This is a genomic window from Caballeronia sp. EK (genome assembly GCF_014384845.1).
Classification (GTDB): domain Bacteria; phylum Pseudomonadota; class Gammaproteobacteria; order Burkholderiales; family Burkholderiaceae; genus Caballeronia; species Caballeronia jiangsuensis.
Genome location: NZ_JACSUE010000006.1, coordinates 396,921 through 419,104 on the forward strand (window position 1 = coordinate 396,921; position 22,184 = coordinate 419,104).

Sequence of the window (22,184 nt, forward strand, 5' to 3'; positions counted from 1 at the left end):
TGTCTACTACAAAGACCCACAATACGCTATGAAACTCTTATCGAAGCTGATGCTGCTCGCCCTGCCCATACTCGCCGCCTGCGGAGGCGGGGGCGACGATCAGACTTGCAAGACCGACCTCGGCACTTTGACGAAGTCCTGCGTCCCCAATCCTTCCCACGCGTTGCCGGAAGGCATCTGGTACGGCTCAGTGAATTCGTCGCAGTCGGTTGCGGCACAGACCATCGTGCTCGAAACCGGCCAGTACTTCAGTATCTATACGCAGAACGGTTCGTTTGTCTGGCTGATCGAAGGCATCATGACGGCAACGGACGGCGCGTTCACCGATCCGGCGACTGTCGGCTTTCACACGCTTGGCGCGATTCGCGCCGGCACGCTGTCCGGCAACTTCACCGCGAAGAGCGCGCTCACGGCGACGACGAGCCTCTTCGTCAGCCCGGATACGACCGCCACGAGCTTCAACGGCAACTACAACGCGACATACGACACGCCGATCGCCATCAGCGACATCGCGCGCGCGTGGACCAGCGGCACGGGCGTCACGCCGGTCTCGACGATCACGGTCGCCGCCGACGGCACGGCCAAGGGCACACAGAACGCGTGCACGTTCACCGGCAGCTTCAAACCGCGCTCGACTGGCAAGCATCTGCTCGACGGCACGCTGAATTTCACGGGCTCGTTATGTGCTCTCAGCAACGTGTCGGTGTCCGTCGAAGCGACTGTCGTGAACGGGCAGCTCACGATCGTCGGCGTGACGCCGCAACGAGACCAGGCGTTCTATCTGTCGGCGCAGTAAAGGTGGGTGGCGCGCCATGTACGTGACCGGTGCATGGCGCTCGTATCCGATCAACCAATCCACTCCGTCGCCGTCTGCACGACGAGCCATATGTTCGCCGCGCTGATCACGACGAACAGCAGCCACGCGACAAGCTTCATATACGGCTTGTTCGCGAACGTCCCCATCAGGCTTCGATCGCTCGTCATCCTAATCAATGGATAAAGCGCGAACGGCAACTGCAGGCTCAGCACGACCTGACTCGCGACGAGCAGCTTCCCGACCGCGCCGTTCCCCATCACATACACGCCGATCAACGCCGGCACGAGCGCCAGCGCCCGCGTGATGAACCTTCGCTGATAGCAGGGAATCTTCAGGTTCAGGAACCCTTCCATGATCACCTGCCCCGCGATGGTTCCGGTGAACGTGGAGCTTTGTCCCGACGCGAATAGCGTCACCGCAAAAAGAACTGCGGCAAGCCCGGTGCCGACGATCGGTGCAAGCAGCTTGTACGCATCCTCGATTTCGGTGACTTGCGTGTGCCCCGTCGCATGGAACGCCGATGCCGCGAGAATCAGGATCGCCGCATTGATGAGCAGCGCAAGAACCAGCGACACGATGGTGTCGAGCCGCGAGAAATTGATCGCCGAAGCAAGGCTCTTCGCATCGCGATTCACGACGCGCGTCTGCACGATCGAGGAATGCAGATACAGGTTATGCGGCATCACGGTCGCGCCGAGAATGCCTATCGCGAGATAGAGCGGCTCGCGATCGCTCAACGCGTGAATCGAAGGCACGAGCCCTGCGGCGATGGAAGGCCAATGCGGCTTGACGAGCACGAGCTCGACGACATAACCCACGCCGATCGTCGCAATCAGCCCGAGCATGATCGCTTCGAGATCGCGAAAGTTCTTGCCCTTCAATCCGAGCACGATGAGCGTATCGAATGCGGTGAGCACCACGCCCCATATCAGCGAAACACCGAACAGCAAGTGAAACGCGAGCGCACCGCCGAGCACTTCCGCGAGATCGCACGCGATGATCGATAACTCCGCCAGCATCCATTGCACATTCGCGACGGGCTTTGCATAGCGCTCGCGCGAAAGCTACGCGAGATCCTTTCCCGTGACGATGCCAAGCCTCATGGAAAGGCATTGCAGCACCATCGCCGCGAGACTCGACAGCACGACCACGAAGAGCAGGTTATAGCCATAACGCGATCCGGCTTCGATGTCCGTAGCCCAGTTGCCGGGGTCCATATACCCGATGGAAATGAGCAAGCCCGGTCCCGCGAATTGCAAAAGCTTTTTCCAGAGCGGAGCGCCCGGCGAAACGGCCACCGAGCCCTTGACTTCCGATGGACAAAACGGCGCGGTGGCTGTGGTCGGCAGATTGAAAGGCAATTTATCGGTTCCTGATTTTAAGTGGCTTACAAACCGCTCTCGCGGGCGAGTCTATCATCGGCCACACGCGATTTCAGACAGCCCTTCGATGCTTCTTCCTCGTGTTCAGCGCGCGCTCCAATCTGACGATAACGCCATCTGATCGCCAGCATGTCGTCACGGTGCTACACATAGAATCCAGTGGTGGCTGTGGTAAGCGTGCCGACGTTGCAAATCGCACACCCGCACGCCGCGTTCATCCTTCACGCACATGAGGAGTACGCCATGAAACTGGTCACACGCATCGCCATGATCGCGCTCGCCGTCGCACCGCTGACCGCGCTCGCACAACAGTCCGACGGCCTGACGCGCGCACAGGTCAGGCAGGACCTGCAACGCGTCGAGCAAGCCGGCTATAACCCGTCCGAGCGCGACGCCTTCTATCCCGCCGACATCCAGGCAGCGGAAGCGAAGGTCAGCACGCAAAGCGCATATGGCGCTTCCACGGAGGGCAGTTCGTCTTCCGGACGCACGATGTCGACGACACCGCTCGGCCAGACGCCGCAATAAGCAAGCAGACATTCTCATCGAAGAGACACGCGCGGCTCCCATCGACCGCGAATGATCCCGCGCCGTCTCGCTGCATTCCAGCACACACAGTTACCGGCGCATAAGCTGCGCTATTCCCCCTTATTCAATAACAAGCACGCATTCCTACCGCGCGCTTTCGCAAGCTTGCTTTCAAATCGCCTTATCTGACAGTCGCGCCATATTCACGTCATATTGTCGTTGGCACCCGGCCACTACCATAGCGACACGGATGGCGAACCGCACGCCTCGTTCCGTCATTGCGTCTCGCGCGCCGCACTCGCCTCTTTCGCAGCGCCCTTCCCCAGCATCTTCCGAACGACTCAATGTGGATAGTCAACGTTGCGCTTAAGCGGCCCTACACGTTCATCGTGATGGCCATCATGATTCTGCTGGCGACGCCCTTCGTCCTTTTGACGACGCCGGTGGACGTGCTTCCCGAAATCGATATTCCCGTCGTCAGCATCATCTGGAACTACACGGGCCTGTCCTCGCAGGACATGGCCAATCGCATCACGTCGGTCAACGAGCGCAGTCTCACGACCACCGTGAACAACATCGAGCACATCGAGTCGCAATCGCTGCCGGGCATCGCGATCATCAAGCTCTTTCTGCAGCCGACGGCCAATATCCAGACCGCGATCGCGCAGACCGTCGCTGTCGAGCAGGCGCAACTGAAGCAGATGCCGCCGGGCGCGACGCCGCCGCTCGTCATCAGCTATTCGGCGTCGAGCATTCCGGTGATCCAGCTGGGCCTTTCCAGCCCGAAGCAGTCCGAGCAGGACCTGAACGACACCGCGCTCAACTTCCTGCGCCCGCAACTCGTGACGATTCCCGGCGCGGCCGTGCCTTATCCCTATGGCGGCAAGACGCGCCTCATCTCCGTCGATCTCGATACGCGCGCGCTGCTCGCCAAGGGGCTCACGCCGACCGATGTCGTGCAGGCCGTCAACGCGCAGAACCTGATCCTGCCGACCGGCACCGCGAAGATCGGCCCGCGCGAATACACGATCAACATGAACGGTTCGCCCGCGACCGTCGCGGGTCTGAACGATATTCCCGTGCGCACCATCAACGGCGCGACGACTTATCTGCGCGAAGTCGCGCACGTGCGCGACGGCTTCTCGCCACAGACCAATATCGTGCGGCAGGACGGGCATCGCGGCGTGCTGATATCGGTGCTGAAGAACGGTAATGCGTCGACGCTCTCCATCGTCAACACGCTGCAGGACCTCTTGCCGCAAGCGCGTGCGTCGTTGCCGCCCGATCTCAAGATCAGCGCGCTCTTCGATCAGTCCGTGTTCGTGAAGGCCGCCGTGCAGGGCGTGGTGCGCGAGGCGCTGATCGCAGCCGCGCTTACCGCCGCGATGATCCTGCTCTTTCTCGGCAACTGGCGCAGTACGTGCATCATCGCGATCTCGATTCCGCTCTCGATACTCTCGTCATTGATCGTGCTGCATGCCCTCGGGCAGACCATCAACATCATGACGCTGGGCGGCCTCGCGCTCGCGGTCGGCATTCTCGTCGACGATGCGACGGTGACGATCGAAAACATCGAGCGGCATCTGCATCTGGGCACGAATCTGCATGACGCGATTCTGGAAGGCGCGGGTGAAATCGCGGTGCCCGCGCTCGTTTCCACGCTATGCATCTGCATCGTGTTCGTGCCGATGTTCTTTCTCACCGGCGTCGCCAAGTTCCTGTTCGTGCCGCTCGCGGAAGCCGTCGTGTTCGCGATGATCGCGTCGTACATTCTGTCGCGCACGCTCGTTCCGACGCTCGCGATGCTTCTGATGGGGCACGCCCACGCGCCCGATGCGAAAGCGAAGCCGAATGTCTTCATGCGTTTGCATCGCCGCTTCGATCGCGGCTTCGAGCGCATGCGCGGCGCGTATATCGTCATTTTGTCGACGCTGCTCGTGAAAAGGCGCCTGTTCGCCACGCTCTTTCTCGGCTTCTGTCTGCTCTCGACGGCGCTCGTTTTCGTGCTCGGCGAGGACTTCTTTCCGAGCGTCGATGCGGGCGATATCCGCATGCACATGCGTGCGCCGACCGGCACGCGCATCGAGGAAACCGCGCGTCTCGCGGATGAAGTCGAAAAGGTCGTGCGCCAGATCGTGCCGCAGGACGAACTCGCCACCATACTCGATAACCTCGGCCTGCCTTATAGCGGCATCAATCTCTCGTACAGCAACGCGGGAACGATCGGCACGCTCGACGGCGAAATCCAGGTCGCGCTCAATCCCGATCATGCGCCGACGCAAAAATACATCGACGAATTGCGTGCGCTGCTGCCGCGCCGCTTTCCTGGCGTCGAGTTCTTCTTTCAGCCCGCGGACATCGTCACGCAGATCCTGAACTTCGGTCTGCCCGCCGCCATCGACGTGCAGATTCAAGGGCAGAACGCGCAGGCGAATTTCGAAGTCGCGAGCAAGCTGATGAAGCAGGTCCGCATGATTCCCGGCAATGTCGATACGCACATCCAGCAGAAGCTCGATGAACCCGCGATCAACCTGCAGATGGATCGCACACGCCTGCAACAACTGAATCTCTCCGCGAGCAACGTCGCGCAGAACGTGCTCGTTTCGCTGTCGGGCAGTTCGCAAACCGCGCCGGGCTTCTGGTTCAATTCGCGCAATGGCGTCGAGTACAACCTCGCGGTGCAGACGCCGCAGTATCAGATTTCGTCGATCGACGAGCTGCTGCGCACGCCGGTGTCCGCATCGATCAACGGCCCGACGCAACTGCTCGGCAATCTCGTGCGGATCGCGCCGGAGAATCAGTTCGCGGTGGTCACGCATTACAACATCCGGCCCGTGATCGATCTCTTCGTGAGCGTCGAAGGGCGCGATCTCGGCGGCGTCGCGCGGCAGGTGAATCATCTCGTCGATGAAGCGCGCAAGACGCTTCCGCGCGGCAGCCAGATCGTCGTGCGCGGCCAGGTCGAAACGATGCGCACGTCGTTCTTCGGACTCGGCCTCGGCGTCGCGATGGCGATCGTGCTCGTGTATCTGCTGATCGTCGTGAACTTCCAGTCGTGGGTCGATCCGCTCATCATCGTAAGTGCGTTGCCCGCTGCGCTCGCCGGCATCATCTGGATGCTCTTTCTCACCGGCACGCATTTGAGCGTGCCCGCGCTCACCGGCGCGATCATGACGATGGGCGTCGCGACAGCGAACAGCATTCTGATGGTGTCGTTCGCGCGTCAGCGTCTGAACGCAGGCATGCCGCCGCTTACCGCCGCGCTCGAAGCGGGCGCGAGCCGCATACGCCCCGTCTTGATGACCGCCTTCGCGATGATCATCGGCATGATTCCGATGGCGCTCGGTCTCGGCGAAGGCGCGGAGCAGAACGCCCCGCTCGGCCGCGCCGTGATCGGCGGCCTGCTTTTCGCCACGGTTTCCACGCTCTTTTTCGTGCCGCTCGTGTTTGCGGGCATCCATGCGCGTCTCGCGCGCCGCGCCGCGCGCAAGGGCCCGGCGCAGCATGAAAACAGCAGCGGCCAACACTGACATCACAGCATCCCGACGAACATGACCGAAAAGAACCACGCATCGCTTGCGATTCCCGCTCGCGACCCGAACGAAGGACCCGCGCTGCCGCCGCGCCAGGTCGAATGGAAGCGCGCGAAGATCGCGCTCGTCATCGTGCTCGCGCTGCTCGCGATCGGCGCTGCGCGCACCGTCGTCACCGACGTGCTGCATAGCCGCTCGATCGCCTCGCGCACGCAACAGAACGCGCAGCAGTATGTGAATGTCGTGTTGCCGACGCAAACCGATGGCGGCGGTGAAACGACCTTGCCGGGCACGCTGCGCGGCTTCGTCGAATCGCCTATCTATGCGCGCGCGACGGGTTATCTGCTGCACTGGTATGTAGATATCGGCGCGCGCGTGAAGCAAGGCCAGGTGCTCGCCGATCTCGATACGCCCGAGATCGATCAGGAACTCGCGCAGGCGGTCGCGCAACGCGATCAGACGGCATCGAGCCTCGGTCTCGCCAAGAGCTCGCTCGAACGCTGGCAGCAATTGCGTCAGCGCGATGCGGTGTCGCAACAGGAACTCGACGAACGGCAAAGCACCTACAACCAGGACGTCGCGAACCTCGCCGCAGCGGATGCCAACGTGAAGCGCCTGCGCCAGCTCGAATCGTTCAAGCGCATCGTCGCGCCGTTCGCGGGCGTCGTCACACAGCGCAATGTCGATGTGGGCGATCTCATCGATGCGGGCAGCGGCACGAGCCGCGCGCTCTTCGCGCTCGCGCAGTCCGATCCGTTGCGCGTCTTCGTGCAATTGCCGCAGGCGTATGCGCAGAACGTTTCGCTCGAACAGGACGTGACGGTCTCGCAGGCGGAGCTGCCCGGCCAGCAGTTTCACGGCAAGATCACGCACATCTCCGGCGCGATCGACGTGCCCACGCGCTCGTTGCAGGTCGAAGTGACGCTGCCGAATCCCGATGGCCGCCTGCGTCCCGGCGCATATGTGCAGGTCGCGGTGCCCGCGACCGCGCATGCGCGCCTGCTGGTGCCGGGCAATGCGCTGCTGTTTCGTTCGGAAGGCCCGCGTCTCGCGGTCGTCGATGCCGACGGGCACGTGCGTCTGCACAAGATCGTGATCGCGCAGGATCTCGGGCAATCGCTCGAAATCGAAAGCGGCATCGACGCGACGGACAAGGTCATCATCAACCCGAGCGATTCGGTCGCGGATGGCGATCATGTCGTGATCGCGCCGCAGCAGAAGCAACAGCAGCCTGCTTCGGGTAACAAGGCCACATCATGAAAGCCGCGCTTTGCATCACGCTCGTTTCGATGCTCGCCGCGTGCACGGTCGGGCCTGACTATCGCCGGCCCGTGGCCGAAACGCCGCCGACATGGAAGACGGATTCGTACTGGCGCGTGGGCGAGCCTTCGCATGCGCCGCTCGCGCTCGGCTGGTGGCAGACATTCGACGACGACACGCTGACCGGCCTCGAAACGCAGGCGCTCGCGCAAAACCAGACGCTCGCCGCCGCGAGCGCGCATTACGCTCAGGCACGCGCGACGCTTGCGCAGACGTCCTCGCTCGCGCTGCCTGAAATCGATCTCGGCGCGAACGCGTCGCGCTCGCGCATTTCGCGCAACCGGCCCGTCAACAACTACGCGACGCCGAACAGCTCGACCGTGCAGAACGATCTGAAGCTCGCGCCGACCGTCGATTACGATGTCGATCTCTTCGGCCGCATTCGACGCGAGGTGGAAGGCGCGCGTGCGTCGGCGGATCAGTCGCGCGACGATCTCGCGAACGCGCGCCTCGTGCTGACCACCGATCTCGCGAGCGACTACTTCTCGATGCGCGAACTCGATGCCGAAATCGACGTGCTGAACCGCTCCGTCGATCTTCAGAACAAAGCGCTCGACTACGTGAAAGCGCAACACGATCTGGGCGCGGTATCCGGCCTCGATGTCTTGCAGCAACAGGCGCTGCTCGACCAGACGCGCGTGCAGGCGCAACTGCTTCTGAATACGCGCGCGCAATTCGAGCACGCGATCGCCGCGCTCGTCGGCACGCCCGCGCCGCAGTTCTCGATTGCGCCCGCGCTGACCGAGCGCCCGCTTCCGCCGATACCACTCGGCGTGCCGAGCGACGTGTTGCAGCGCAGGCCCGATGTCGCCTCCGCCGAGCGCGCGATGGCCGCCGCCAATGCGCAGATCGGCGTCGCGAAGGCGGCGTTCTTTCCGAGCCTCACGTTGAACGGCACGGTCGGATGGGAGAGCACCGCGTTCTCGAGCCTCTTCTCCGCGCCGAGTCTTTTGTGGACCATCGGGACGATGGCGAGCCAGGTCGTCTTCGATGGCGGACGGCGCTCGGCCGCCGTCGACTTCGCGAATCAGGGCTATGTCGCGGCCGTCGCGAATTATCGGCAGACCGTGCTCGGCGCGTTCCAGCAAGTGCAGGACGGCATCGTCGGATTGTCGGTGCTCGACGGCGCGGCGAACCAGTCGCACGCGGCGGTGGAAGATGCGCGGCGCTTGCTGTCGCTCGCGAACGATCGCTATTCGGGCGGCCTCGTCGCCTATCTCGATGTGATCACCGCGCAGCAGCAATTACTCACGAGCGAGCGCCAGGACGTGCAGATTCACGGGCAGCAGCGCACCGTATCGGTGGCGCTCGTGAAGGCGCTGGGCGGCGGATGGAACGTGAATGACGCGGCGCAAGAAGGCGAAGAAATGGCGAATGCAGCCGACAAACCGCCCGCGCGCTGACCTCGATCGAAACGTAAGCAAGATGCCCGCGAGACTCGTATAGTAGGCATTTGAACAATACGGTAAACACACACTGAACGCGCACAGGTGCCAGGCATGAAAGTCCTGATAGTCGAAGACGAACACAAAGTGGTGGATTACCTGCGCTCGGGGCTGACCGAGCAAGGCTGGGTCGTCGACATCGCGATGGACGGCGAGGAAGGCACGCATCTCGCCATCGAATACGACTACGACGTGATCGTGCTCGACGTGATGCTGCCAAGACGCGACGGCTTCTCGGTACTGAAGGCGCTGCGCCTGCAAAAATCCACGCCGGTCATCATGCTCACCGCGCGCGATCACATCAACGATCGCGTGCGCGGGCTGCGCGAAGGCGCGGACGACTATCTCACGAAGCCGTTCTCGTTTCTCGAACTCGTCGAGCGTCTGCATGCGCTCGCGCGCCGCACGCGCGCGCAGGAATCGACGCTCATTTCCGTCGGCGATCTGTATGTCGATCTGATCGGCCGCCGCGCGACACGCGATGGCGTGCGGCTCGATCTCACCGCGAAGGAGTTCCAGTTGCTCTCCGTGCTCGCGCGCCGTCACGGCGACATTCTCTCGAAGACCGCGATCACCGAGCTCGTCTGGGAAGTCGATTTCGAAAGCCACACGAACGTCGTCGAAACGGCGATCAAGCGGCTGCGCGCGAAACTCGACGGACCGTTCCGCACGAAACTGCTGCATACCGTGCGCGGCATGGGCTATGTGCTCGAAGTGCGCGAAGCCCGCGACACGCGCGATGCAAGGGAAGACGCGAGACCATCATGAACATGCAGTGGGCATCATCTTCGGACGAACCGCGCACGCAGCGCTCCATCTCGCGGCGACTCGCCGTGATGTTCGCGCTCGTCGCCCTGTTCGTGTTTTCGCTCGTCGGCTCGGGGCTCTTTCTGGTGCTGCGCGTGCAACTGGAGCAGCATCTGCGCGACTCGCTCGACAACCGCGCGGAAGTCGCGCGGCTCATCGTCACGCATGTATCGAACCCGGACAAATGGAAGATCGCGAAGGAGAAGCTCGCCGACATCACGCCGCGCGACGGTTCCACGCTCTTCGCCGTCTCCAGCAACGATCCGCGCTTCGAATACGGCTCGCCACCCGCGGGCCACATCACCAAACGCGTGATGGGCGGCTATGTGCGCTTTCGTCCCGAAGGCCGCGCCTACGACATGCTGATGACCACGCTGACGATTCCGCCGAACGCGGACCGTCCGCCCTTGCAACTCTTCGTCGCGATCGATTGCTCGCCGAACGTCCATACGATGCGCGCCTTCGGTCTCGCGCTGGCGGCGTTCATGGCGCTATCGACCGTCGCGGTGCTGCTGCTGAGTTATTCGGTCGCGCGTCTCGGCCTCGCACCGCTCGCGCGTCTCACACGCGATGCATCCAAGCTGAGCCCGAACAATCGCTCGCAACGCCTGAACACGCGCGCGTTGCCGATGGAGCTGGACGATCTCGCGAAGTCCTTCAACGGCGCGCTGGAACGGCTCGATCACGCATACGGCCGGCTCGAATCCTTCAACGCCGATGTCGCCCACGAGCTGCGCACGCCGGTCACGATCCTCATCGGTCAGACCGAAGTGGCGTTGACGCGCCACCGCTCGATCGATGAATTGCGGCATACGCTGCAATCGAATCTCGAAGAATTCGAGCGCGTGCGCGCGATCATCAACGACATGCTGTTTCTGGCCCGCGCCGATCAGGGCGAGCGCGCGACCGGACTCGTCGAAGTGTCGCTCGCGGCCGAGATCAACCGGACGCTCGAGTTTCTGGAAATCCCGCTGGAGGAAGCGCAGGTTCGCGCGGTCGCAAGCGGCGATGCACGCGCGTTCGTCAACACGTCGCTGTTCGGACGCGCGCTGTCCAATCTCGTGATGAACGCGATCCAGCATTGCGCGCCGGGCGCGACCATTTCCGTGTCGATCATGCGCGAGCATGGGCGCATCCGTATCGCGGTGGCCAATCCGGGCGAGCTGATCCAGCCGCACGTGAAGGAGCATCTCTTCGACCGCTTCTATCGCGCGGAGAGTTCACGCACGAACAGCCGCGAGAATCACGGCCTCGGGCTCGCCATCGTGAAGGCAGTGGCGGAGATGCATCGCGGCACGGTGTCGGCGACGAGCGAGCACGGCATCAACACGTTCTCGTTCTCGGTCGCGCGTTTCGGCAATGAACCCCGGACCGCGGAGGAAGTAGCCTTGCCCGTGCCGCCGGTCGTCGAAACGAAGTCCGCGACGACATGACGCGCGCGCGTCACTGACAGAAGTATTCGTCCGATGCTGCGACCGGCGCTTCGGCCGTCGCCGGCTTGAAATGGCTGTACTTGCGATACGTCTTGCCGTTCACCGTCACGGACCCGGCAGCTTCCGTCTCGCCCGAAGCCGACGCGATCGCACTGCTATGGGCTTCGACGTTGCCGTTGCCCCAGCTGCTCGCGCGCGCATACGATCCGCCCTTCGACGTATCGGTCTTGCCTTGTTCCGACATCGCGTTCGTGACGGGATTGCCGAAGCTCTTCGTATCGACCGATGATTTCGGCGGCGTATAACCCCACTTCGACGTGAGCGTACTCATGTCGATTTCCTGCGGCTTCCAGCCGACGATTTTCGCGCCGTTCGTGAGCGGCGACAATTCCACCGCGACGATCTGCGTGCCGCGCCGCGCGACGAGCAGGCACTTGCCGCCCGAACTCTGCAAGGGCACGTAGCCGCTCGAAGGCAGGAGCGCGAGCGCCTGCGCACCGGGCATCGGCTGCACGCCTGCCGGGTTCGCGGCCCAGATCACGCCGGCGCTGGCATCGGCGTGCGCGCTCGACGGCATCATCGACACAGCCGCACTCGCCGCGAGCGCGATGGCCGCCATTTTCTTGTGACTCTTCATCGCATGCCTCAGCGGGAAAACGAGGGTTGACTCTCCGGGACCAGTCTTTCAGAGCCAACCCTTCAAAGGGAGAGACGGCCTGGCTACCCAGGCGCGTCTCTACAGTTCCACGGCACCACTTTGCCATCGAACCTGCTGCTTCCTCACTTCACCAGCGAGACTTCGATCTTCTCGCCGATGGGCGTGCTCGCGACTTCGACGCCGTTTGCACCATCAGAATGATCGTACACGCGCGCTGCGACCGGCGTCGGTTGCGCGACCTGCTTCGCGGGCGCCGGCTGAGCCTGCTTCGCGGCGTCCTGCGACTTGAGATTGACTTCCGGATTGTTCGCGGCGGTCACCGGCAGGCCGAGGCGCTCGCGGATCAGCGGATCGCGATACTTTTCGTCGTCCGACAGCACTGCGTCAGCGCCCGACTTCGCGAGCGGCGTGGTCGTGCCGGGGCACAGATGGCCGGTCGCTTCGACTGCGCGGCGGTTCGCGTCGCTCTGGCACAGGAGTGCGAGCGCGACATCGGTCAGACCCATTGCGCGGAATTCGCGTGCATCGAGACGGCGTACGCAAGCCTGATCGACGAGCGTCGTGCCGCCGGTCGCGCCGAAGCCCGTGATCGACAGGCCGAAGCTCGCCGAGCCCATGCAGGTGTCGGAGAGCGTCGTCGTGAGCGCGGGGGCGGCGATCGACGGCGTCGTGCGCACCGAGTACGAGCTCTGGTTGTAGTCGACCGTCGTGCGCGTGTCGAAGGCGCTCGAACCGGGGCCCGTGGCTGCCTTGTTGGTCGCGTCGGTGCCGCTCGCATCCGTGCCCGAGTTCGTGAGCTGCGGCATCGACAGCGAGATGTTCACGTTCGACGAACCGCCCTGTGCCGACGAACGCCCGCCGCTCGCCGTCGCGACGCCGAGGCCGCCCACCGACGACGAATTGGAACTGGTGTTGGCCGTCGAGTTCGCCGACGTGCCGATGTTGTTCAGGCTCGAACCGCCGCCCTGGCCGATGCCCGTGGACGTCGAACCCGACACCGAGCCCGACGAGGAATTGGCCGTGGTATCGGCGTGGGCCAGTTGTGCGGCGCAAAACAGAACCGCGCATGCCAATTGCAAAGTGGTCTTGTTCATTTGGTGCTCCGGAAGAAAGGGGACCTCACAGCGCATGACGGTCCCGGACGACTTAGAGTTTTTTTATAGGGTTCGGCAAAGGCGGAGTTCCGCGAGCACGCGCTCGTCATGACGCCGCCTCTGCCTTGGGCTCTGAGGCCGGCTTAACGCCAGCCGCCGCCCAGCTTGCTCCATGCATTGGCCGCTGCATCCGCGCCCGAGGTGCCGCCCGCTTGTGCGTTGCCGTGACCGAAGCCGCCCGCGTTCGACGTGTTGGTGTGGCTCGTCGTGGCGTTGGTGGCGTTGCCCGTCACGCCGAATGCGTTGCCGGCGATCGATTGCGCGTTGCCGTTGGCCGTGCCGTAGTTGCTGGCGGTGAAATGGCCGAAACCCGAGACCGAAGCGGAGGTCGAGCCGCCCGAGGTCGAGGACGAGCTGGAGTTCGTGGTCGTGGCCATCGCGGCGACGGAGACGAACGAGAGCAGTGCAGCAGCGATCAGAGTGCGTTTCATGATTTGCATTCCTTATCGAATAAATAAGATTGGATTTCGTTATTTGTTGTTTGAACTACTGGCACGTCGGTTGCGGATCAGCGAACCCCGTTGCGGCGAAGTCCGCCCTCCGTCGCCGCGTGCTTAACGCCAGCCGCCGCCCAGCTTGCTCCAGGCGTTCGCAGCAGCGTCGGCGCCCGAGGTGCCCGTTGCCGTCGAGCCACCGAAGCCCTTGCCGCCAGCCGACGACGTGTTGATGTGGCCGGTCGTCGCGTTGGTCGCGTTGCCCGTCACGCCGAAGCCTTGACCAGCGAGTGCCGATGCATTGCCGTTGGCGATGCCGGCGTTCGTTGCGGTGAACGAACCGTAGCCGAACACGGCTGCCGCGGTGTTGCCGCCCGACGTCGAGCTCGAGCTGGAGTTCGTGCCCGTTGCGAAAGCAGCGGCGGAAACGAGGGAGAGGACGGCTGCTGCTGCGATCAGTTTGCGTTGCATGTTGAAGTCTCCAAGTGTAGGCGCACGGTCAATTCCAGCTACATCGACGCCGGTATGTAGCGGGCACAGCGAGTAATTCATTTAGTTAGTATTCCTATTTCAAACGCCTGCCTGAATTTCACTTCGGCGAACCAGCGTGAAAAATCAGCGAGCGTTTGAAATGGGACGCGCCTTGGGCGCGGGCTAACCGGTCAGGAGCAGTGCGATGCGCGAACGTCGCGGACTTCCATCAGCGGAAGTCGTCGTTCGTGCAACAGGTCGATGTGTGCTTGCGACGGGCTTCTGGCTTCCGTCGAGCGGATCGTGGCGCGTTGGTCTTCCGCCTGGTCGATTTGATTTGCGTTCTTCTTCATCGCAATCCCCGTGTCACTTCTTATGTTTTCTCAGGCTTTGGTCTTTCAATTGCCTGCGTTTGATGTGACTTTACGGAAGATGAAGCGGGCGCTGCGTGGGACAACCAACATTACATTTCACGTCGTAACAATTCGTGAGAAATTTGGTGGTCCACCCCTCATTCGAGCCGGGTGACACCCCGCAAACGCCCTGTTTCCGGGGGGTTTCAAGGGTTCACCCGTATAGTGGGAAGGCTTTTGAACGAAAAAAGCGGGCGACTTGCGCCCGCGCTTGTAAGGTAGACGCGCAAAGGTCAGACCGTGCTGAGGCGCGCCATCTCCGTCTCGACGATGAGCTTCTTCAGTTCCGGCACGCACGACCCGCAGTTGCCGCCCGCCTTCACGCACGACGTAATCTCCGCGGCGGTTTTCAGTCCCTTGTCGCGGATCGCATTGCAGATCGTATTGCGTCCGACGCCGAAGCACGAGCACACGGTCGGCCCGGTGTCCTCCCCTTTGCCGATCGGCTGGCCGAGCAGAAGACTCGCGCGGTCCTCGTCGTCGAGCCGGTCCTTTTCGAAGAGCGTTGCGAGCCATGCGCGCGCGGGCAGATCGGGCCGCTCGGAGATGAACACGCAACTCTCGATACGCTCATCCACCACATGCGCCGCGCGATACACGCCTGCGCTCTTGTCCTCGTATTCGATCCAGTCCGCGTGCCGATCGTCGATATGAAAGAGCGCACGCGCCCAGTCGTGATGATCGCCATGCGACGTATCGAAGCGATTGCGTCCCGCCATCTCGTAGCGCATGTGATGTGCGCCGTGCACGCGCGTCCAGTGCGTGACCATGTCGAGATCGGGCGCGGCGCGCGACAGCGAAAAGCCGTGCCACGTGACGTGAAACTTCTCGATCGCGACCGGCGTGTGCTTGAACTCCGGCTCGCCCGAAACGGGATCGACGACGGGATTGACCACCGCACCGACGCGCGCATCCGAGGCGACCTGATCGTTCCAGTGAATCGGCACGAACACGCTGCCGCGCGGCATGCCGCCGCCGTGTTGAACGCGCGCGATCATGGAACCCCAGCGGCTCGACACGCGCGCCAGTTCGCCTTCGCGCACGCCGCATGCGAGCGCGTCTTGCGGATGCATGTCGATGAACGATTCGCTGACGTGTCCCGCGAGTTTCGCGGAGCGGCCGGTGCGCGTCATCGTGTGCCATTGATCGCGCACGCGGCCGGTGTTGAGCACGAGCGGATAGTCTTCGTCGGGCGCGTTGACGGGATCGCGCGGCGCTGTCGGGACGAAGCGCGCGCGGCCGTCCGCGTAACTGAAGCGGCCCGTTTCGAAGAGCCTCGCAATGCTTCCTTCCTGCACGGAACGCAGCGGCCATTGCGTAGGCTGCAACGCATCGTATTGCGCGCGATCGAGGCCAGTGAGACCGCCGATGTCGAACGCGCGGTGCACGCCCGTCGACGCATCGTTGCGATACGCCGAGAGCCTCGCGTGCTCGTCGAAGATCTCATGCGGACCCGCGAAAGCGAAGTCTTCAAAGCCCATGCGCGTTGCGACGTCGCAGATGATGCGCCAGTCCGCGCGCGCCTTGCCCGGCGCAGGAATGAACGCGCGTTGACGCGAGATGCGCCGCTCCGAGTTCGTCACGGTGCCGTCCTTCTCGCCCCAGCCGAGCGCGGGCAGCAGCACGTCGGCGAATGCGTTGGTATCGGTCTTTTCGATGATGTCCGAGCTCACCACGAGCTCGCACTTTTCGAGCGCACGCTTCACGCGATCGCCGTCGGGCAGGCTCACGACCGGATTGGTGCCCATTACCCACACTGCTTTCACGCGGCCGGACTCGATTGCATCGAACAGTTCGACGGCCTTCAATCCGGCGCGCTCTGCAATCGCGGGCGAATTCCAGAACGTCTGCACGATCTCGCCATGCAGCGGATCGCCGAACTCGAGATGCGCGGCGAGCGTATTCGCGAGGCCGCCGACTTCGCGGCCGCCCATCGCGTTGGGCTGGCCGGTGAAGGAAAACGGCCCCATGCCCGGCTTGCCGATGCGCCCCGTCGCCAGATGACAGTTGATGATGCCGTTGACCTTGTCGGTGCCCGCGCTCGACTGGTTCACGCCTTGCGAATAGACGGTCACCACGCGTTCCGTGCGTGCGAACAGGCGATAGAACGCCATCAGGTCGTGCTGATCGAGCTTGCAGTCCTTCGCGGTTTGCGCGAGGTCGGCGGGCCCTGCAGCGGCGAGCGCGGCATCGAAACCGTGAGTATGCGCATCGACGAAAGCGGCATCGGTCGCGCCATGTTCCGCGAGGAATGCGAGCAGACCGTTGAAGAGCCGCACGTCGCTGCCGGGCTTGAGCGGCAGATGCAGATCGGCCATTTCGCAGGTCGCGGTATAGCGTGGATCGATCACGACGATCTTCATTTCCGGCCGCTTCTCCTTCATCTTCACGATGCGCTGAAAGAGAATCGGATGGCACCATGCCGTGTTGGAGCCGACCAGCACGACGAGATCGGCGAGTTCGAGGTCTTCGTAGTTCATGGGTACGAGGTCTTCGCCGAATGCGCGCTTGTGTCCCGCTACCGACGACGACATGCACAGCCGCGAATTCGTATCGATGTTCGCGCTGCCGATGTAGCCCTTCATCAGCTTGTTGGCGACGTAGTAGTCCTCGGTGAGCAACTGACCCGATACATAGAACGCGACCGCATCGGGACCATGCTCGGCGATGATGCGCGCGAAGCCGCTCGCGACGGTGCCGAGGGCATCGTTCCATGAGACGTCGGAAAGTGTTCCCGTGTGCCTGTCGCGCAGTTTCGGTTCGAGCAGGCGCCCTTCTAGTCCGACCGTCTCGCCGAGGGCCGAGCCCTTCACGCACAGGCGGCCGAAGTTCGACGGATGCGATTCATCGCCTGCAATCGTCACTTCCGTCGCGTTCTTCGGCGACGCTTTCACGCCGCAGCCTACGCCACAGTATGGACACGTCGTTTTGACAGACGCGGATTCTATCGGGATGATGGTCATGTTCTGCGTCTCTCTTGGTTGGCTATCCGGGGTTTTTTTGCCGGATCCCGTGTTCGTGTCGGTCTATTAGCACTGCCCCTGTGCGGGGCGGCAGTCACTTTCTTTGCTGCTGCAAAGAAAGTAACCAAAGAAACAGCTATCCCCAGCCTAAGCACTTCACACCGGCCGCGGCACAGACGATTGGCCTAATGGCCCGGCTGTAGCGAGTGCCCTCGAAGGTCTCGCGGGGCTTGGACCGCGCACGGTCTGACTCATCGCACCACAGAACAAACTGGTTCAGCACCAAAGAGCTCCGGCCCGCTTCGCGGCCGATGGGTCAATCGGGTGCGCGCGCGCTTCTTCTCGATGGTTTCCCTCGCACACCCAACGGCAGCGCGTAGCGCTGTGCCGAAGCTCTTTCGTGCTGAACCAGCGCCCAAAAACAACTAGCTCGTCAGACCGTGCGCGAGCCAAGCCCGACTGGGTCTTTGGGGGCGACACTTAGGCGAGTGCCACCGCGGGCTGGCAAGCATGGCCAACGTGCGTGTGACCGCGGGCTTAAACGAGCTGCTTTCTTTGGTTACTTTCTTTGCAGCAGCAAAGAAAGTGACCCCCGCCCCGGGGAGGGGCAGTGCTAATAGACCGACGCGAATACGGGATCCGCCGACAACCCTGAATCGCTCTACCCCGCTTCACAAAGAACCTTGCCAAAGAGAAGCTTGCCCCGCAAATGCGACACCTCCACGCGGTTCTGAATCAGATCGAAGTACCACCCACCGTCCTTCACATCGCCATAAAGGACCGCACCAATCAAACGCCCCGCCTGCAGCACGAGGCGCTTGTACACGCCCCGGCGCGGATCACGCAACACCAGATCCTCACTATCGTCGCCACCGATGAAATCGCCGGCCGAATACAAATCGACGCCCGTCACCTTCAGCTTGGTCGCAGTCGCGCGCTGCACATACCGGCGATGCCCCGCACCCGCGAGATGCGCCCCCGCCACGCGCGCCTGATCCCAGATCGGCGCAACGAGACCGAAGGTCGCCGAGCGATGCTGCACGCATTCGCCCACCGCATAAACGCGCGGATCGAAAGTCTGCAATGTGTCATCGACGACGATCGCGCGCTCGCAATGCAAACCGGCCTCTTTCGCAAGCGCGATGTTGGGCCGCACACCCGCCGTCATCACGACGAGGTCCGCGTCGATCTGCGTGCCGTCCGCGAAACGCACCGCGCGCACGCGCTCCTCGCCGACGATTTCAGTGGTCTGCGCGGCCATCGCGAAACGCAGGCCCTTCGCTTCGAGCGAACGCCTGAGCAACGCGGATGCAGTCGCATCGAGCTGACGATCCATCAGGCTCTCGCCCGCATGCACGACCGTCACCGACATGCCCTGCCGCTGCAATCCGTTAGCCGCTTCGAGCCCGAGCAGGCCACCGCCGATAATCACCGCATGTCGATGATCGCGCGCCGCTTCGAGCATCGTTTCGACATCCTGAATGTCTCGAAACGCGATCACGCCGGGAAGATCGCAGCCAGGCACGGGAATGATGAAAGGCTTCGAGCCGGTCGCGATCAGCAGGCGGTCATAACGGACTTCGACGCCGTTCTGCGAACGCACGATGCGCCGCGCTCGATCGATCCCGACGACCGCATCGCCCGCATGCAGCGTGATGCCGTTCGCGTCGTACCATTCGTGCGTATTGAGAATGATGTCGTCGACGGACTTCTCGCCCGCGAGCACCGGCGACAACAGAATGCGGTTGTAGTTGCCGTAAGGCTCGGCGCCGAACACGGTGATGTCGTACAGTCCGGGCGCGATCTTCAGCAGCTCCTCGACCGTACGCATCCCCGCCATGCCGTTGCCGATGACGACGAGCCGCTGGCGCGGCGCGGTATCGCGCAACGACGCCATGCCCGCAACCGCATATTCGGTCTTCATGCCGCGACCCACACCTTGCCGCCCGCGACCTTCACGCGATATGCGCTGACCGATAGCTCAGGCGTTTCGAGGCATTCGCCGGTGCGCAGATCGAAGTGCTGCTTGTAGATCGGCGATGCGACGACGATGCGCTCGCCCAGACTCCCGACAATGCCGCGCGAGAGCACCGCGGCCTGCGAATGCGGATCGTAGTTGTCGATCGCGTACAGCGTCGATTCTTCGCCCGCGAGATGAAACACCGCGACCTGCGTGCCCTTCACGAGCGCGCAGACGCCTGTATCGGGCACGATGTCGTCGAGTTCACAAACGGCGGTCCAGTCCTGTTCGATGCGGTCGTTCATGATCATTTCTCCAGGGTTCAGACGGTTTCGACTACGACGGGGATATCGTTCAACTTCGACCTGCGTTCTTCGACCGTCGCGGGACGGATCTGGCCGCGCTCTTCCACGAAGGTCACGTTCGCATCGCCCTGTTCGCTGTTGACGAAGTGACGGAAGCGCTTGCGCGTATGCGGGTCCGTGACGGCCTTCTTCCACTCGTCCTCGTAGGTATCCACGACGAGTTGCATCTCCGCTTCGAGTTCGTCTGCGATATCGAGCTTGTCGTTGATGACCACGTCGATCAGATAATCGAGGCCGCCTTCGAGGTTGTCGCGCCACACGCTCGTGCGTTGCAGGCGATCCGCCGTGCGCACGTAGAACATCAGGAAGCGGTCGATATAGCGCACGAGCGTGTCGTGATCGAGATCGGATGCGATGAGTTCGGCATGCCGCGGCTTCATGCCGCCGTTGCCGCAGACATAAAGATTCCAGCCCTTTTCCGTCGCGATCACGCCGACGTCCTTGCCTTGCGCCTCGGCGCATTCGCGCGTGCAGCCCGACACGCCGAACTTGATCTTGTGCGGCGTGCGCAGGCCCTTGTAGCGGTTCTCCAGTTCGATTGCGAGACCGACCGAATCGCCCACGCCATAGCGGCACCACGTCGAGCCGACACACGACTTCACCGTGCGCAGCGCCTTGCCGTACGCATGACCCGATTCGAAGCCCGCCGCGATGAGCTCTTCCCAGATGAACGGCAACTGCTCGACACGCGCGCCGAACATATCGACACGCTGGCCGCCCGTGATCTTCGTATAGAGACCGTACTTCTTCGCGACCTGCCCGACCGCGATCAAACCATCGGGCGTCACTTCGCCGCCCGGCATGCGCGGCACGACGCTATACGTGCCGTCGCGTTGAATGTTCGCGAGGTAGTAATCGTTCGAGTCCTGCAGGCTCGCGTGCTCCTTCTTCAGCACGAACTCGTTCCAGCACGAGGCGAGAATGCTCGCGACCGCCGGCTTGCAGATATCGCAGCCGCGCCCCTTGCCGTGTTTCGCGAGCAGCGAGCCGAACGTGCGATGCCCTTCCACACGCGCGATGTGATACAGCTCCTGACGCGAATACGGGAAGTGCTCGCAAAGATGATTGTTCACGGCGAGACCTTGCCGCTTCATCTCCGACTTCATCACCTGCGTGACGAGCGGCACGCAGCCGCCGCACGACGCGCCTGCCTTGCACGACGACTTGATCGCGCCGATGCTCGTCGCGCCCGCGCAGACGGCCGCGCAGATTTCCGCCTTGCTCACGTTGTTGCACGAACAGATCTGCGCGCCATCGGGCAATGCCTCGACGCCGAGCGCGGGCTTCGCCTTGCCATCGCTCGAAGGCAGGATCAGAAACTCGGGCGCTTCGGGCAGCTCGATCCTGTTGAGCATCATCTGCAGGAGCGTGCCGTATTCGGTGGCATCGCCGACCATCACGCCGCCCAGCAGAAACTTGCCGCAGTCGGACACGACGATCTTCTTGTAGACCTGCTTGCGCTCGTCGCTGTACTGATACGTGCGGCTGCCGGGCGTTTTGCCATGCGCATCGCCGATGCTCGCGACATCAACACCCATGAGCTTGAGCTTCGTGCTCATGTCAGCACCCGCGAAGGCCGCTTCCTCGCCGATGATCTGTTTCGCGACGATGCGCGCCATGTCGTAACCGGGCGCGACCAGGCCGAACAACTGGCCTTGCCACAACGCGCATTCGCCGATGGCGAAGATATCGGCGTCGCTCGTGCGACACGTGTCGTCGATCACGATGCCGCCACGCGCGCCGATCGTGAGACCCGCGGCGCGTGCGATGTCGTCGCGCGGACGAATGCCCGCGGAAAACACGATCATGTCGGTGTCGAGATGCGTGTCATCGGCGAAATTCATGCGATTCGCGGCGCCCTCGCCCTCGACGATCGCGAGCGTGTTCTTGCCCGTATGAACCGTGACGCCGAGCTCTTCGATCTTCGCGCGCAAGACGCGGCCGCCGCCGTCATCGACCTGCACGGCCATCAAACGCGGCGCGAATTCGATCACGTGCGTTTCGAGGCCCATGTCGCGCAGCGCCTTCGCCGCTTCGAGACCGAGCAGGCCGCCGCCGACCACCGTGCCCGTCTTCGAGCGCGCGCCGAACGACTGCATCGCTTCGAGATCTTCGATCGTGCGATACACAAAGCAGCCGTCGCGGTCCCGGCCCTCGACCGGCGGCACGAACGGGTATGAACCCGTCGCGAGCACGAGCTTGTCGTACGGCAGCACTTCGCCGGTCGAAGCCGTCACCGTGCGCGCCGTGCGATCGATGGCGACCGCGCGCGCGTTCAGCTTCAGCGCGTAGCCCGAGCGCTCGAAGAAGCCTGCTTCGACGAGCGAAAGATCATCCGCGCTCTTGCCCGTGAAAAACTCGGTCAGATGCACGCGGTCATATGCGGCGCGCGGTTCTTCGCACAGCACCGTCACGTGCAGCGCTTCATTGCCGCTCTCGGCGAGACATTCGAGGAACTTGTGGCCGACCATGCCGTGGCCGATGACGACGATTTTCATGAC

General features: G+C 63.0%; 16 protein-coding genes and 1 pseudogene. 7 read left to right on the forward strand and 10 right to left on the reverse strand.

Annotated elements, in window-relative coordinates:
- The first annotated feature begins 28 nt into the window (after window positions 1-28).
- Window positions 29-796 carry a hypothetical protein gene (locus IAG25_RS20345; RefSeq protein ID WP_187606450.1) on the forward strand — a complete coding sequence of 256 codons (768 nt, stop codon included), beginning with the start codon at window positions 29-31 and terminating at the stop codon, window positions 794-796.
- A 50-nt stretch (window positions 797-846) separates the two neighbouring features.
- Here the strand turns inward: IAG25_RS20345 and IAG25_RS20350 are convergent.
- Window positions 847-2,178 (reverse strand): annotated as a pseudogene (locus tag IAG25_RS20350) (Nramp family divalent metal transporter).
- Between the two features lie 264 nt (window positions 2,179-2,442).
- Between IAG25_RS20350 and IAG25_RS20355 the strand changes: the two are divergent.
- The 6 genes from IAG25_RS20355 (at window position 2,443) to IAG25_RS20380 (ending at window position 11,265) form a co-directional block, all read left to right on the forward strand.
- Window positions 2,443-2,727 carry a DUF4148 domain-containing protein gene (locus tag IAG25_RS20355; RefSeq protein ID WP_187606451.1) on the forward strand — a complete coding sequence of 95 codons (285 nt, stop codon included), beginning with the start codon at window positions 2,443-2,445 and terminating at the stop codon, window positions 2,725-2,727.
- Window positions 2,728-3,071: 344 nt separating this feature from the next.
- A complete protein-coding gene (locus IAG25_RS20360; protein WP_187606452.1) occupies window positions 3,072-6,257 on the forward strand; it encodes an efflux RND transporter permease subunit in 3,186 nt (1,061 codons plus the stop codon).
- A gap of 21 nt (window positions 6,258-6,278) precedes the next feature.
- On the forward strand, window positions 6,279-7,520 hold the full coding sequence (locus tag IAG25_RS20365; protein ID WP_187606453.1) for an efflux RND transporter periplasmic adaptor subunit: 1,242 nt from the start codon (window positions 6,279-6,281) through the stop codon (window positions 7,518-7,520).
- Window positions 7,517-8,983 (forward strand): efflux transporter outer membrane subunit, encoded by a 1,467-nt coding sequence (locus IAG25_RS20370; protein ID WP_187606454.1) that lies wholly within the window; start codon window positions 7,517-7,519, stop codon window positions 8,981-8,983. The genes IAG25_RS20365 and IAG25_RS20370 overlap by 4 nt, the downstream gene beginning before the upstream one ends.
- 96 nt (window positions 8,984-9,079) lie before the next feature.
- Window positions 9,080-9,793 (forward strand): heavy metal response regulator transcription factor, encoded by a 714-nt coding sequence (locus tag IAG25_RS20375; protein ID WP_035509834.1) that lies wholly within the window; start codon window positions 9,080-9,082, stop codon window positions 9,791-9,793.
- A complete protein-coding gene (locus tag IAG25_RS20380; protein WP_187606455.1) occupies window positions 9,790-11,265 on the forward strand; it encodes a heavy metal sensor histidine kinase in 1,476 nt (491 codons plus the stop codon). Before IAG25_RS20375 ends, IAG25_RS20380 begins: the two co-directional genes overlap by 4 nt.
- Before the next feature lie 10 nt (window positions 11,266-11,275).
- Here IAG25_RS20380 and IAG25_RS20385 read toward each other — a convergent pair whose 3' ends face one another.
- The 9 genes from IAG25_RS20385 to nirB all read right to left on the reverse strand — a co-directional run bounded on the left by IAG25_RS20385 (window position 11,276) and on the right by nirB (window position 22,181).
- The gene (locus IAG25_RS20385; protein ID WP_187606456.1) at window positions 11,276-11,902 is read right to left on the reverse strand and encodes a hypothetical protein; all 627 of its coding nucleotides are present in this window, start codon (window positions 11,900-11,902) and stop codon (window positions 11,276-11,278) included.
- 143 nt (window positions 11,903-12,045) lie between these two features.
- Window positions 12,046-13,017 (reverse strand): hypothetical protein, encoded by a 972-nt coding sequence (locus IAG25_RS20390; RefSeq protein WP_187606457.1) that lies wholly within the window; start codon window positions 13,015-13,017, stop codon window positions 12,046-12,048.
- Window positions 13,018-13,160: 143 nt separating this feature from the next.
- Window positions 13,161-13,508 (reverse strand): hypothetical protein, encoded by a 348-nt coding sequence (locus tag IAG25_RS20395; RefSeq protein ID WP_035509871.1) that lies wholly within the window; start codon window positions 13,506-13,508, stop codon window positions 13,161-13,163.
- Between the two features lie 123 nt (window positions 13,509-13,631).
- Window positions 13,632-13,982, reverse strand: coding sequence for a hypothetical protein (locus IAG25_RS20400; RefSeq protein WP_035509828.1), 351 nt, complete (start codon window positions 13,980-13,982; stop codon window positions 13,632-13,634).
- 191 nt (window positions 13,983-14,173) lie between these two features.
- Complete coding sequence (locus IAG25_RS20405) at window positions 14,174-14,335, reverse strand: hypothetical protein (protein ID WP_187606458.1); 162 nt, start codon at window positions 14,333-14,335, stop codon at window positions 14,174-14,176.
- Between the two features lie 293 nt (window positions 14,336-14,628).
- Complete coding sequence (locus IAG25_RS20410) at window positions 14,629-17,358, reverse strand: nitrate reductase (RefSeq protein ID WP_187606459.1); 2,730 nt, start codon at window positions 17,356-17,358, stop codon at window positions 14,629-14,631.
- Window positions 17,359-18,019: 661 nt separating this feature from the next.
- A complete protein-coding gene (locus IAG25_RS20415) occupies window positions 18,020-19,282 on the reverse strand; it encodes an NAD(P)/FAD-dependent oxidoreductase (protein WP_187606460.1) in 1,263 nt (420 codons plus the stop codon).
- Window positions 19,279-19,623 carry a nitrite reductase small subunit NirD gene (gene nirD, locus IAG25_RS20420; protein ID WP_035509869.1) on the reverse strand — a complete coding sequence of 115 codons (345 nt, stop codon included), beginning with the start codon at window positions 19,621-19,623 and terminating at the stop codon, window positions 19,279-19,281. The genes IAG25_RS20415 and nirD overlap by 4 nt, the downstream gene beginning before the upstream one ends.
- Before the next feature lie 17 nt (window positions 19,624-19,640).
- The gene (gene nirB, locus IAG25_RS20425) at window positions 19,641-22,181 is read right to left on the reverse strand and encodes a nitrite reductase large subunit NirB (RefSeq protein WP_187606461.1); all 2,541 of its coding nucleotides are present in this window, start codon (window positions 22,179-22,181) and stop codon (window positions 19,641-19,643) included.
- Between the last annotated feature and the right edge of the window lie 3 nt (window positions 22,182-22,184).